This is a genomic window from Rhodoferax sp. (assembly GCF_025354435.1).
Taxonomy (GTDB): Bacteria; Pseudomonadota; Gammaproteobacteria; order Burkholderiales; family Burkholderiaceae_C; genus Rhodoferax_B.
This window is the reverse complement of the sequence record NZ_JANXMU010000040.1, coordinates 60,038-72,845: the sequence shown is the minus strand read 5'-3', so window position 1 is coordinate 72,845 and position 12,808 is coordinate 60,038. Positions and strand designations below refer to the sequence as shown.

Annotated in this window: 10 protein-coding genes; 1 reads left to right on the top strand and 9 read right to left on the bottom strand. The window is 66.7% G+C overall.

The annotated features are described in order from the left end of the window. Window positions 1–280 precede the first annotated feature (280 nt). The 7 genes from Q0T48_RS10865 to Q0T48_RS10835 all read right to left on the bottom strand — a co-directional run bounded on the left by Q0T48_RS10865 (window position 281) and on the right by Q0T48_RS10835 (window position 8,855). Window positions 281–1,774 (bottom strand): aldehyde dehydrogenase family protein, encoded by a 1,494-nt coding sequence (locus Q0T48_RS10865; protein ID WP_295956166.1) that lies wholly within the window; start codon window positions 1,772–1,774, stop codon window positions 281–283. 3 nt (window positions 1,775–1,777) lie between these two features. After that, window positions 1,778–2,698, bottom strand: coding sequence for an NAD(P)-dependent oxidoreductase (locus Q0T48_RS10860; protein ID WP_295956165.1), 921 nt, complete (start codon window positions 2,696–2,698; stop codon window positions 1,778–1,780). A gap of 27 nt (window positions 2,699–2,725) precedes the next feature. Then, window positions 2,726–3,601 (bottom strand): DMT family transporter, encoded by an 876-nt coding sequence (locus Q0T48_RS10855; protein WP_295956164.1) that lies wholly within the window; start codon window positions 3,599–3,601, stop codon window positions 2,726–2,728. A 61-nt stretch (window positions 3,602–3,662) separates the two neighbouring features. Further along, window positions 3,663–5,675: a CocE/NonD family hydrolase gene (locus Q0T48_RS10850; protein WP_295956162.1), complete on the bottom strand. Its 2,013-nt coding sequence runs from the start codon at window positions 5,673–5,675 to the stop codon at window positions 3,663–3,665. Between the two features lie 18 nt (window positions 5,676–5,693). Beyond that, window positions 5,694–7,070 carry a PLP-dependent aminotransferase family protein gene (locus Q0T48_RS10845; protein WP_295956160.1) on the bottom strand — a complete coding sequence of 459 codons (1,377 nt, stop codon included), beginning with the start codon at window positions 7,068–7,070 and terminating at the stop codon, window positions 5,694–5,696. 70 nt (window positions 7,071–7,140) lie between these two features. Next, window positions 7,141–7,740, bottom strand: a complete 600-nt coding sequence (locus Q0T48_RS10840) for an HD domain-containing protein (RefSeq protein ID WP_295956158.1) — start codon at window positions 7,738–7,740, stop codon at window positions 7,141–7,143. Beyond that, window positions 7,737–8,855 (bottom strand): TauD/TfdA family dioxygenase, encoded by a 1,119-nt coding sequence (locus Q0T48_RS10835; protein ID WP_295956156.1) that lies wholly within the window; start codon window positions 8,853–8,855, stop codon window positions 7,737–7,739. Before Q0T48_RS10835 ends, Q0T48_RS10840 begins: the two co-directional genes overlap by 4 nt. Before the next feature lie 271 nt (window positions 8,856–9,126). Here Q0T48_RS10835 and Q0T48_RS10830 point away from each other — a divergent pair, with 271 nt between their 5' ends. Beyond that, entirely contained in the window at window positions 9,127–10,011 is an 885-nt protein-coding gene (locus tag Q0T48_RS10830) for a LysR substrate-binding domain-containing protein (RefSeq protein WP_295956154.1), read from the top strand. Window positions 10,012–10,087: 76 nt separating this feature from the next. Here Q0T48_RS10830 and pyk read toward each other — a convergent pair whose 3' ends face one another. Both pyk and Q0T48_RS10820 read right to left on the bottom strand, forming a co-directional pair. Then, window positions 10,088–11,506, bottom strand: coding sequence for a pyruvate kinase (gene pyk, locus Q0T48_RS10825; protein ID WP_295956152.1), 1,419 nt, complete (start codon window positions 11,504–11,506; stop codon window positions 10,088–10,090). Between the two features lie 8 nt (window positions 11,507–11,514). Then, on the bottom strand, window positions 11,515–12,804 hold the full coding sequence (locus Q0T48_RS10820; RefSeq protein WP_295956136.1) for a glycerate kinase: 1,290 nt from the start codon (window positions 12,802–12,804) through the stop codon (window positions 11,515–11,517). Window positions 12,805–12,808 lie beyond the last annotated feature (4 nt).

Here is a 12,808-nt window from a genome sequence, read left to right as displayed (position 1 = left end):
GCGCTGAACAACATCAGCCAGAAATGGACTATGCCGATACGGGATTGGAAGGCAGCTCTGAATCGTTTTACTATCCAGTTTGACGAGCGCATGCCGCGCGTCTAACTTAACCGCCGTTTACACAAAATTCGGGACACCCTCGCAATTTGACTTATGGAGGCTCTTACCCTGGAAGCCGCGCACGCCGCAGATCTGCAGTTACCCTCATGAACTCGTGCCTGCGCAGCCGGTTCGCATTGCTGCGATTTTGGTCGTCACCAAACTGAGGAACATACCCCCCTCACCCCACCTGAAACCAAGCCGACTTCCCCTGCATATACGACAGCATACTGTCCACATGCTTGTCCCGTGAATTCCCCGATTGCTTGTACCCGCCAAACGGCTGGGTCATGTCGCCGTCGCCGAAGCAGTTGACCCACACCACACCGGCTTCCAACGCGCCGACCATGCGGTGGGCCTGGTGCAGGTCGCGGGTCCAGACGGCGGCGGCTAGGCCGTAGAGGGAGTCGTTGGCCAGGGCGATGGCCTCGGCTTCGGTGTCGAAGGGGATGAGGGTGGCCACCGGGCCGAAGATTTCTTCCTGGGCGATGGCCATGCGATTGTGGCCGACGAACAGGGTGGGGGGCACATAGGTGCCGGGCAGGGCCACCGGTGTGCCGCCCATCACCATTTGCGCGCCTTCGGCCTGGCCCCGGGCGATGTCGGCCAGCACCTTGCGCTGGTGCGGCTGGCTGGCCAGGGGGCCGAGCGTGGTGGCCGGGTCCAGCGGGTCGCCGGGCTGGTAGAGCACCTGGGTGCGGGCGATGAATTTGGCGGTGAAGGCCGCTTGCAGGTCGCGGTGCACCAGCAGGCGCGAGCCCGCGTTGCAGACCTGGCCGGCGTTGTCAAAAATGCCGCCCACGGCGCGGTCTACGGCGGCATCCAGGTCGTACAGGTCGGGCATGAAAATCTGCGGGCTTTTGCCGCCGGTTTCCAGCGCCACCCGCTTCATGTTGGACTGCCCGGCGTAGCCCATCAGCAGCTTGCCGACGCGGGTGGAGCCGGTGAACGACAGCTTGATGACATCCGGGTGCAGAGCCAGGGCGCGGCCTGCTTCGGGGCCTAGGCCGTTGACCAAGTTGAACACCCCGGCGGGGCCACCGGCATCCACGAACAGCTGTGCCAGCCGGGTGCAGGTCAGCGGCGCCTGCTCGGCGGGTTTGAGCACCACGCAGTTGCCGGCGGCCAGGATGGGGGCCAGCTTCCACACCGCCATCAGCAGCGGGTAGTTCCACGGCGTGATGGCACCCACCACGCCCAGCGGCTCGTGCAGGATCATGTGCAGCGAGCCAGGCGCGGTGTGAGTCACCGCCCCTTCCACCTTGTCAATGCATTCGGCGAAATAGCGGATGGTGCGCAAAATCTCGGGCAGGTCGATGTTGAACATATCGCTGATCGGCTTGCCCATGTCCAGGGTTTCCAGCAGCGCCAGCTCATCGGCGTGCTGCTCCACCAGGTCGGCCCAGCGGTTCATCACCTGCATGCGGGCGCGCGGGGCCTGGCCGCGCCAGCGGCGGTCGTTCCAGGCGGCCAGGGCGCTGGCCACGGCTGCATCCACATCTTTGGCCTCGCCCTGGGCGACGCGGGCCAGCAGCGCGCCGGTGGTCGGGTTCACGCAGTCAAAGTGACCGCCGTCCAGCGCGTCCACGTAGCGGCCTTCGATGAACAAACGGCCTTCGATGGCCAGGGTTTCGGCTTTACGCAGCCAGTCCTGGTAAGTCAGGGGATGGGTCATGGTTTACTCCGCAACAAGTTCTGTAGGGTAGCCGGGTGCGCGCAGTTCCAGGCCGCAGGCCTGCTCCAGCATGCGCACTACCTCGGGGCTTTGCGCCTGGCTGCCGAACATGCCACGCGCGCGGCGGAAGATCTGCTGCGTCATCCCGCCCAGCTCCAGCGGCACGCCCAGTTTTTCAGCAATGCCGTTGACCAGGCCCAGGTCTTTGCAGGCCAGGTCCATGTTGAATTTGACGTTGTAGCTGCCGCTAAGGATGAGCTGCGACTCGGTTTCGTGCACAAAGCTGTTGCCCGAGCTGGCGCGGATGGCGCGGTAGGTGGCATCCGGGTCCACGCCGTATTTGGCAGGCACCATCATGGCCTCGCCCGCCGCCACCAGGTGGATGAAGGCCAGCATATTGGTGACCACTTTCACCACGGATGCATTGCCCAGCTTGCCCATGTAGATGATCTGCCCGCCCATGGCCGCCAGCAGCGGCTCGACCCGCTGGAACACCGCCTCGTCGCCACCCACCAGCACGGTGATCTGCCCCGAATTGGCCAGGTGCACGCCGCCGGTGACCGGGCACTCCAGCACCGCAATGCCGCGCTGGGTGGCGGCATCTTGCAGGCGCTGCAGGTCCTCGAAATCGGTAGTGCTCATCTCTATCCACACGCCGCCCGAGCGCAGGTTTTCAAACACACCGCCGGGGCCTTCCACCACCTTACGGGAGATGGCGGGTGACGGCAGCACGGTGATGACCACATCCGCGCCCCGGCAGACCCCGGCCACGTCGTCCGCCCATACCGCGCCCGCCGCCAGCAGCTTTTGGGCGCAGGCCGGGTTCAGGTCGGTCACCGTAACCGGGAAGCCCGCCTTCACCAGGCTGTTGCACAAGCCCTCGCCCAAGCTGCCCAGACCAATAAAACCAATGTTCAGTGCCATACCAAAGTCCTGTGGATAGAAAAAAGATTACGCAGCCCTGCGCCGCAGGGGGTTAAAGCCCATGACCATCATGCTGGCCAAGACGATCAGCGCGCCGCCCGCATACAGGCCGGGACCGGTGGCTTCGCCCAGAAAAATGATGGAGAACAGCACGCCGAATCCGGTGACCAGAAAGGTGCTGCTCAGCGCTGCCACCGGGGGCACATGGCGCATGATGCGCATGTACATCCAGTAGGCCATGCCCGAAGTCATGGTGCCCATCAACACCACACCGGCCACGGCAGGCAGCGTGAAATGCGCCTTGGGCAGGTCGTGCAGGGCACCGGGCAGCAGCAGCACCGCACCGGCGGCATGCATGCCCGCGGTGATGGCCAGGGGCTCCAGCCGGGTGGTGGCGCGCTTCAAAAACGGGGTGGACATGCCCGACAGCGAAGCTCCGGCCACGCAGCCCAGGGCCGACAGCACCAGCAGCGGCGTGGGGCTGACGGGCCCCAGCTGCACCACCAGCGCCGCGCCGCCAAAACCCAGCAGGCAGCCCGCCATCTTCACCGGGGTCAGCACCTCTTCTTTCATGTAGGCCGAAATGAAGGCCCCGAACAGCACAGCCGTGACCGACAGCAGCGAACCGTAGGCCGCGGGCAACTCCAGCGACGACCACGAGTAGAAAAAGTGCGGCCCGGCCACCGCCAGCGCGCCCAGCAAAAACATCTCGCGCCACTGCGCCCAGGGCCAGGGCTGGCGTGCCACCCGCATGATGGTGCCCAGCACCAGCGTGGCCATGGCCATGCGCATGCCCGCCACCAGGTTCGGTCCCAGCGTAGGCACCGCCAGCCGCGTCAGCATGAAGGACGAGCCCCACAAGGCAGACAGAGCGACCAACTGGACGAAATACTTGGTTTGCATAAAGACTTCAAAATTGATAGCTATTAGCGCAGGCGGAATATGCGCTAGAGGCCTAAAAAGCTTAAACCAGCTTGCGCAGGATCTTTTTGTTCCAGTCCTTGGCGAACACCTGGGTGTCGCCCTCGTATGCCTCCAGCCGCCCGGACACCAGCCAGTGCGTCTTCGTGGCGCGCAGGCTGCTGTAGGTTTCGGTGCGCACCTTCCAGTCGCCGCGCGCGGTCTCCATCGACCAGTGGCATTCTTGCCGGGCCGACAGCGGATCGTCGGGGAGGATGCTGTAATTCTCGCGCCCGCAGCCCCAGGTGGTCAGGCCGTACTCGGTGCTGGTGCTGCGGCCAAAGTCATCGATGATGGCCATGCGGCGCTCGCCGGTACGCTGATCAGTGGTCACTTCGCGCTTGTTCCAGGCGGGCTGCACGGTCACCAGTTTGACCGGTGGTGCGGCCTCAGAAGGCGCGAACTCCGGGGCTTTTTCGCCACGCTTGGGTTTGCGCACCGGGATGTCGATGAAGCTACTACCGGTGTGCACCGTCAGCGTCACCGGCTCGGGCGCGGGCCAGATCAGCGGCCAGTAGCTGGTGGAGATGGACACCCGCAGGCGATGGCCCTTAGGGACGGTGTAGGCCACGTCGTCCAGCTGGATTTGCAGGGTGTAGACCTTGCCGGGCTCCAGCACCTCGGGATGCTCATGGCCGTCGCGGTGGCACAGGTTGGCCACCGCATAGGTCAGGCGCGACACGGCCCCGTCGGGCCAGACGCTGTTGAGCCGGATGGCGGTTACCGCCACCGGTCGGTCGCTGCTGAACTGCAGGTGGAGCACCGCCGCGCCCACCAAATCAATCGGCTTGGCCATCGGCGGGGTATCGAAGGTGAGCGAACCCGAATCGTCCTGGCGCTGGTCGCCGGGGAACTCTGGGCCCATCCAGATGATGCAGTACTCGCCGCTGTCGGCACCGGTGTGCTGGGGGGAGGAGACGATGTGCTGGCCCTTGGCATCCTGTGTCTGGCCCAGGCCCTGGGCATTCAGGTACCAGCGCTGCGCCTCGCTGCGGTCCGACGGCCAGACGGTGTCGCTCACCCAACGCCCGGCGATGTGTGCCACGCTGGCACCGGGGCGGCCCAGTTCCATGATGTAGGTGCGGTGCGCCGGGTCCTGGTCCACGCCGGTGTCCACGCCTTTCAGCCACTGGTCCCACCAGCGCAGGGCCTCTTGCAGAAAGCCAATGCGCGGCTCGGGCACAGCGAAGTGCGGGTACTTGTGCGCCCAGGGGCCGATGATGCCTTTGACAGGGCTGTGCACGCTGGCCACCAGGCGCGGCACGGCGTTGGAGTAGGCATCGTTCCAGCCGCCGATGGCCAGCACGGCGGCATCGATGGCACCAATGTCTTCGCACACCGAGCCGTGCTTCCAGTAAGCATCGCGGTGCGGGTGCTGCAGCCAGGGGATGGCCAGCAGGGGCTCGGCTTCCAGCCGCTCCATCCACATCGCCTTCCAGCGCTCGCCCACCAGGGCCGGGTCCGGTGCGCGGGAGGAATAGGCCAGCATGGTGGCCGACCAGCCCAGGTTTTCGCCCAGCAGGCAGCCGCCTTTGTAGTGGATGTCGTCGCTGTAGCGGTCGTCGGTAGAGCACAGGGTGATCACCGCCTCCAGCCCGGGCGGCTTGCGCGCGGCCACCTGCAGACAGTTGAAGCCGCCCCACGAAATGCCCATCATCCCCACCTTGCCGGTGCACCAGCTTTGCGCCACCAGCCAGGCGATGACCTCTTCGCCATCGGCCAGCTCCTGCTCGGCGTATTCGTCCAGCATCACGCCGTCCGAGTCGCCACTGCCCCGCATATCGACGCGCACGCAGGCGTAGTCGTGGCCTGCGATGTAAGGGTGGGTGAGGGCATCGCGCACCACGGTGCCGTCGCGCTTGCGGTAAGGCAAATATTCCAGAATGGCGGGCACCGGTTTGCGTTCGGCATCCACCGGTAGCCAGATGCGTGCGGCCAGGCGGGTGCCGTCGGCCAGGGGGATGAAGGTGTTGGCAATCTCTTGGACTTTGCGGGGGAAGGATTTGACGGTTTTCATGGGTGTGGCGTTGACAAATTAGGGGGCCATATCGGCGGCGGGGCTGCTCTCCAGCACCTGCACCAGGGTGCGCAGTCCCTGTTCGAGTTGCGTGGGCGAGGTGGCGGTGTTCAGGCTGATGCGCACGGCGTGGGGGGCGCGGCTGCGCCCGGCGGCAAACTGCTCTGCGGTGCGCACCAGCACACCGGACTGGCGCAGGGCGGCGGCAAACGGACTGGCGTGCCAGGGTTCGGGCAGGGGAAACCACAGGTGCGGGTGGTGGGCGCTCCAGGCGTAGTCCCACCCGGCCAGGCACGTGTGGGCCAGGGCCAGGCGCTCGGCGATGTGCTGGCGCTGTAGGCTGATCAGGCGCTCGGCCTCGCCGCTGTGCAGCCAGCGGGTGGCAATTTCGGGCATCAGCGGGGCCACCATCCAGCAGTCGGCGCGGATGCTGGCCGCCACCTTGTCCAGCCACTCGGGGGCGGCTTCCAGGTAGCCGACGCGCAGGCCCGGAGCCATCACCTTGCTCAGGCTGGCCAGCAGAAACGATTGCTCGGGTACCAGGGTGGCAATGGCGGGCGGCGGCTGGGCCAGCACGGCGGCGTGCACCACGTCCTCCACCAGCCACAGGCCCCGGCGGCGCACCACAGCGGCCAGGGCTTCGCGGCGCGCCAGCGACATCGTGCGGCCGGTGGGGTTGTGCAGCGTGGGGCTGCAAAACAGCAGCTTGGCCTGGAAGCTGTGGGCGGCCTGGTCCAGCGCCTCGGGCAGCAGGCCTTCACCGTCCATCTCCAGCCCGATCACCTGCAGCCGCAGCGACCGGGCCAGGGCCAGCAGGCCGGGGTAGCTGAGCGACTCGGTGAGCAAGGTGTCGCCGGGTTTGGCCAGCGTGCGCAGGACCCCGGCCAGGCCGTGCTGCGCGCCGTGGGTCACCATGACGCGCCGGGCATCGCCGGTGGTGCCAAAGCGGCGCAACCAGTCGGCCCCGGCCTGGCGGTGCTGCGGGGCCCCAGCTTCGGGCTGGTAGGCCAGCAGCTCGGCCATACAGGCCGGGTCCAGGCTGATCTCGGCCAGCACCTGGCGCAGGGCTTCCACCTCATCGGTGGGGATGGCCACGTTGTGGGCCAGGTCGATGGGCGGCGCGCCGGGGGCGGGCGGGGCCGCGTCCGGGCTGAGGGCACGCACATAGGTGCCGTCGCCCACGCGGGCTGTCGCCAGCCCCTGCTGCTCCAGGCGGGCATAGGCGCGGCTGACGGTGGTAATCGGCACGCCCAGGCGCTGGGCCAGCACCCGCTGGGCGGGCAGCTTTTCGCCCGCAGACAGCTGGCCGTCCCGGATTTTCTGGGCCAGCTCTTCGGCAATCGAGGCGGTCGTGGAGGTCGGAGTGGTGGTGGCCACGCCAGGGGCAGAGGGCATGGGCAGACGCGCTATCTGCTACAAAAAAAGCAGCTGCCAGCGCAGGTGAAATATGCGTCAGAGGCAGATTTCATTCAGATTCCTTAAGAATGAGGGGGTCGAACGGCGGGCGGGCAAACACCTTGCGCAGCATAGGCTCGAAATAGGCCAGGGGCTTGCTCGGGTAGTGCGGGTCAAAAGATGCCTGGTCGTAGCGTTCGCAGAAGCGGCAGCAGGCGGCAAACCAGGGGTGGTCGCGGTAGGCCAGGTAGCCGTCGTTCGGCAGGCCGTAGTGGTGGGAGTAGTACTGCATCTGGAACAGGCCATGCATCTCCACCACCCAGGTGACTTCGGCGCGCACGTAGGGGCGGATCAGGGCCGCGGCAAACTGCGAATGGTTTTCAGGCGCCAGCTCGTCGCCCAGGTCGTGCAGCAGGGCGGCGACGATGGTTTCCAGGTCGGCCCCGTCGGCCTCGGCGCGGGTGGCGGCTTGCAGGGAATGCTCCAGGCGGCTCACCTGGTAGCCCTCCAGCGAGTCGCCCAGGCGGTGCAGGGCCAGCAGCAGGCGGTCGGGCAGCGCGCGCACGTAGCCGTGCTCCAGCTTTTGCAGAAACAGGTATTCCTCGGTGCTGCCGTCTTTCATCTGGGTGAAGGCCACAGTGTGCAGGGCGGGGTTGGCGACGGTGATCATGCGGGGGTTCCGTTCAGTTGGCGGTGGAGTACACGGTACAGGCTGCGCGGGCCGTCGCGGTCGATGTAGCAGCCCTGCAGCTGGCGGTGCCCTTCGGCAGGGTTGAAGGACGTGCGGCCATGCAGCACGCGGTTGTTGTCAAACACCATCATCTGCCCCGGCTCCAGCCGAAAACGCAGCGCGTAGGCATCGTCGTCGAACAGCTGGCCCATGCGCTTGCGGGCGCGGTGGTAGCGGCGGGTGTTGTCCTCGGACATCAGCGGAATATTGTCCAGCCGCGGGCTGTAGTGCACGCCCATCATTTCACCGCTGCCATTGAGTTCGATCATGGGTTTGATGGCCACCAGCTGGGTGGTGGCATCGCGGTGCTCGAAGCGCAGCGGGATGCGGCTCAGCAGCGCAAAGCCTTCGGGGTCTTCCTGGCGCACCTGGGCGGCCACGGCCAGGCTGTCCACCAGGCTGGACAGGCCGCCCGAGGTTTCGTTCTGCAGGCACTGCAACAGCTGGATGCCGGGCACCGGGGTGCGGTAAGGGTTGTCGGTGTGCGGGCCCAGCGCCACCGGCTGGTACGACAGGTCAATCGCATCGGCCGCCTTGGGGCGCGAATACACCTCGAAGTACGCACCAAAGTTGGTCTCGCGCACAAAACCGAAGCGCCGGGCGATGCTGAGGATGGAGTCGGGCTGGGTCGGCGTGTTGTGCACCAGCAGAAAGCCGAGTTCGATGAAGTCTTTCAGGGCCTTGTACAGCACCGCGTCTTGCGCGAGATCGGGCCACTGGTAGACCGGCGTGTACGCGATGTTGGCCGCCCAGGGCCGGGACGCAGGGCAGCCTTCGCTCAGCACCGTGCCCGCCAGCAGCTCGGCCGCGTCAAAGTGCCCGGCAAAGCCATCGCTGAAGGCCAGGTGCAGTTGCGCACCATCCCAGCGGGCGGCGGTGAGCGCCAGGTCTTCCGGGAACAGGTGCGGGTTGATCAGGCGCTGGCCGGTCAGCGGGTCGCGCTGGCTCGGGTCAGGGCTGAGGGCGCGCAGCCACAGGGCGGGCAGCGGCGTGTCGCCAGCCGGTGTGCGCATCACCAGCCGGGTGGGGTTGGAAAGAATGTGGATTTCAGACATGGCAAGGCAGTCGTGGGTTGGCAAGGGACAAAGTTTGCGGGATTACCCGGGAACCGACAAACGAACAAAACAACGCTATAACCTTAGCAAAACTAATGCCTAGCTTATTTATGGAACACTCCCAGGCTGCAGTGCTGCGCATCTTTCGCCAACCCCCTTGCAGGGGGCGATGCCAGTGGCCCGGCAAAGCCGGTTCCACGGCATCCCTGGAAGGTGTGCGTCCAGTCTGAAACTTGGATGCTGTGTACTGACCGTCAACGTAAAAATTGCGATGAAAAGATTACCCCCCCTGAACTGGCTGCGTGCTTTTGAGGCCTCGGCCCGCGCCCTGAGCTTCACCGCTGCGGCGCAAGAGCTGAACATGACGCAGTCGGCGGTCAGCCAGCAGATCAAGAGCCTGGAGAACGCCATTGGCCGCCCGCTGTTTGTGCGCCGGGTGCGCGGCCTGGAGCTGACCGACGCGGGCCGCGGCTACCTGCCCACGGTGCAGGCGGCGTTTGCCATGCTGGAAGAAAGCACCCGCGTACTCACCGGCCGCAAGGAGCCAGACATGCTGGAGCTGCACGTCAACCTGTCGTTTGCCCGCTACTGGCTCAGCCCGCGCCTGGGCCGCTTCATGGACCAGTACCCCTGGGTGCAGCTCAACGTGGTGACCTCGATCTGGCCTGAAGAGCGGCAAAGCGATTCGGCAGATGTGGAGATCGTCTTCGGTCAGGGCAAGTGGGAGAGCCGGGTCGGCAAGCGGCTGGCGCAAGACAGCATCTTCCCGGTGTGCTCGCCCGAGGTGGGTGCGCGCATCCAGCGGCTGGACGACCTGCTGCGCCAGCGCCTGTTCGACCTGCCAGGCACGCTGCAAAGCTGGGACAGCTGGCTGGAGGCCTACCCCGCCAAAAGCCGGGTGGCCCGGCCCCTGGTGCACCGCACCAGCACCTGGGCGCTGAGCCTGGAGTGGGCGCAAAACGGACTGGGTGTGGTGCTGGCCCACGACACCGTGGCCAACGACCTGATCCGCACCGGGCGGCTGGTGCGCCCGCTGGCGTTTGCGCTGCCCATGAAAGAAGCCTACTACCTGATCGCCCCCGAAGGCAACCAGGCGCACCCGGCGGCGCAGGCCTTCAAAACCTGGCTGCTGCAGGAGATGGAGGCAAAACCGTAGCTACTATGTATTCAATAGCAACTAGCGCGGGTAGTACCTGGGCTAGAGGCCTATTTCTTATAAATTTACAGCCACCTCAAGCCACCTGCGCAATGCGCAGCAAATTGGTGCTGCCCGGCGTGCCGAACGGCACACCCGCGGCAATCACGATGGTCTGGCCGGGCTGGGCGAACTGCTGTGCCACGGCGGTTTGCAGGGCCACAGCGGTCATTTCATCCACGCTGGCCACGTCTTGGCACAGGACCGGATGGATGCCCCATACCAGCGCCAGGCGGCGGGCCGTGGCGGGGCTAGGGGTCATGCCGAGAATGCGGGCGCGCGGCCGTTCGCGGGCCATGCGCAGGGCCGAGGCACCCGAACTGGTGTAGGCCACCATGGCAGCCACATCCAGCAGCCCGGCCACCGCGTGGGCCGCGTGGCCAATGGCATCGGCGGTGTTGGCACTGGGCGGCGTGTGCGATGCATCCAGCGCGTCGCGGTAGTGCGGGTCGGCCTCGGTCTGGGTGATGATGCGGGCCATCATGGCCACCGATTCGAGCGGGAACCGGCCCGATGCCGATTCGGCCGACAACATCACCGCATCGGCACCATCGTAGATGGCGGTGGCCACGTCGGAGGCTTCAGCCCGTGTGGGCACCGGCGCGCTGACCATCGATTCCAGCATCTGCGTAGCCACGATCACCGGCAGGCCGCGCCGACGGCAGGCGCGCACGATGCGCTTCTGGATGGCGGGCACCTGTTCGGCTGGCATCTCCACCCCCAGGTCACCGCGCGCGACCATTACCGCATCGGTTTCGGCCAGGATGGATTCCAGGCTGGCGATGGCGGCCGGTTTCTCCAGCTTGGCGACGATGCCCGCGCGGCCCTGCACGATCTGCTTCACCTCGGTAATGTCGGCGGCGCGCTGCACGAACGACAGCGCGATCCAGTCCACACCGAGCGTGAGGCCGAAGTCCAGGTCGGCCCGGTCTTTCTCGGTCAGGGCCGACAGCGGCAGCACCACACCGGGCACGTTCACACCCTTGCGGTCGGACAGCGTGCCGCCGTTAATGACCCGGGTTTCGGCGAAGTCGGCGCCGCAGGTTTGCACCTCCAGCTTGAGCTTGCCGTCGTCCAGTAGCAGCTCGGCACCGGGCTGCAGAGCGGCAAAAATTTGTGGATGCGGCATGGGGGCACGGCGGGCATCGCCGGGCGTGGCGGCATCCAGATCCAGGCGGAACGCCGCACCTTCCACCAGCTGGACGGGGCCGTTGGCAAAAGTGCCTACGCGCAGCTTGGGGCCTTGCAGATCGAGCAGGATGCCGATGGGGCGGCCCAGGTCGACTTCGATGGCGCGGATCAGATCAAAGCGCTGGCGGTGGTCGGCGTGCGTGCCGTGGCTGAAGTTGAGCCTGAACACGTCGGCACCGGCACGCACCAGGGATTCGATGGTGGCACGGTCGGCACTGGCAGGGCCCAGCGTGGCGACGATCTTGGCATGGCGGGAATGTGGCATGGAAACCTTTAGACATTAAGGGGGCCATCGATCAGGATGGCCCGGAAGTCGTTGACGTTGGTGAGCGTGGGGCCGGTCACCACCGAGTCGCCCAGCGCCTGGAAGAAGCCGTGGCCGTCGTTGTTGTCCAGGCTGTGGCGCGGGCGGATGCCTTGTGCCCAGGCGCGGGCCAGGGTGTCGGGCGTGAGGACGGCCCCGGCAATTTCTTCGGCACCGTCCACGCCGTCGGTATCGCCCGCCAGGGCGTGCACGCCGGGCAGGCCGTCCAGCGCCACGGCCAATGACAGCAAAAATTCCACATTGCGCCCGCCCCGGCCCGTGCCTTTGACGGTCACCGTGGTCTCGCCGCCCGACAGCAGTACGCAAGGGGTTTGGAACGGTTGGCCGTGCAGCACCACCTGGCGGGCGATGCCGGCCATGGCCTTGCCCAGGTCGCGGGCCTCGCCCTCCAGGCTGTCGCCTAGGATGTAGGGCGTGACCCCCGCAGCGCGGGCTACGGCGGCGGCGGCTTCCAGGGCCATTTGCGGGGCGGTGATGGTGCGCGTGGTGCAGCGCTCCAGCCGCGGATCGCCGGGCTGGATGCTTTCGCCCTGGCCGCTCTCCAGCAGCGTGCGCACAGCGGGCGGCACCAGGATGCGGTAGCGGTCGATGGTGGCCAGCGCGTCGGCGCAGGTGGTGGGGTCGGCCACGGTGGGGCCGGAGGCGATGTTGATCGGGTCGTCACCCGGCACATCGGAGATCAGCAGGGTCCACACTTTTGCGGGGTGGCAGGCCGCGGCCAAGCGACCGCCCTTGACCTGGGACAGGTGGCGGCGCACGCAGTTCATCTCGGAGATGCTGGCCCCGCACTCCAGCAGCGCGGTGTTGACGGCCTGCTTGTCGGCCAGCGTCAAGCCCTCGCCGGGGGCGACCAGCAGCGACGAGCCGCCGCCGGAGATGAGGGCGATCACCAAGTCGTCTGCCGTCAGGCCGGTCACCATTTCGCGGATGCGCGCGGTGGCCTGCTGGCCCGCAGCATCCGGCACCGGGTGGGCGGCTTCGGCGATCTCGATGCGCTGGCACGGCACGGCATAGCCGTAGCGGGTGATGACCAGGCCTTCGAGCGGGCCGTGCCAATGGTCTTCCAGCGACCGGGCCATGGCGGCCGAGGCCTTGCCCGCGCCGATGACGATGGTGCGCCCCTTGGGCGGTGGCGGAAGGTGCGGGGGCAGGCACAGCGCGGGTTGCGCCGAGGCGATGGCCGCATCGAACAGGCTGCGCAGCAGGGTCCGGTGGTCCACCGGTGGGGTCGTCGTCATGGAG

Excerpts from the sequence above, each read along its gene's own strand:
- Q0T48_RS10865 (WP_295956166.1), bottom strand. The coding sequence starts at position 1,774 with ATGACCCATCCCCTGACTTACCAGGACTGGCTGCGTAAAGCCGAAACC.
- Q0T48_RS10860 (WP_295956165.1), bottom strand. The coding sequence starts at position 2,698 with ATGGCACTGAACATTGGTTTTATTGGTCTGGGCAGCTTGGGCGAGGGC.
- Q0T48_RS10855 (WP_295956164.1), bottom strand. The coding sequence starts at position 3,601 with ATGCAAACCAAGTATTTCGTCCAGTTGGTCGCTCTGTCTGCCTTGTGG.
- Q0T48_RS10850 (WP_295956162.1), bottom strand. The coding sequence starts at position 5,675 with ATGAAAACCGTCAAATCCTTCCCCCGCAAAGTCCAAGAGATTGCCAAC.
- Q0T48_RS10845 (WP_295956160.1), bottom strand. The coding sequence starts at position 7,070 with ATGCCCTCTGCCCCTGGCGTGGCCACCACCACTCCGACCTCCACGACC.
- Q0T48_RS10840 (WP_295956158.1), bottom strand. The coding sequence starts at position 7,740 with ATGATCACCGTCGCCAACCCCGCCCTGCACACTGTGGCCTTCACCCAG.
- Q0T48_RS10835 (WP_295956156.1), bottom strand. The coding sequence starts at position 8,855 with ATGTCTGAAATCCACATTCTTTCCAACCCCACCCGGCTGGTGATGCGC.
- Q0T48_RS10830 (WP_295956154.1), top strand. The coding sequence starts at position 9,127 with ATGAAAAGATTACCCCCCCTGAACTGGCTGCGTGCTTTTGAGGCCTCG.
- pyk (WP_295956152.1), bottom strand. The coding sequence starts at position 11,506 with ATGCCACATTCCCGCCATGCCAAGATCGTCGCCACGCTGGGCCCTGCC.
- Q0T48_RS10820 (WP_295956136.1), bottom strand. The coding sequence starts at position 12,804 with ATGACGACGACCCCACCGGTGGACCACCGGACCCTGCTGCGCAGCCTG.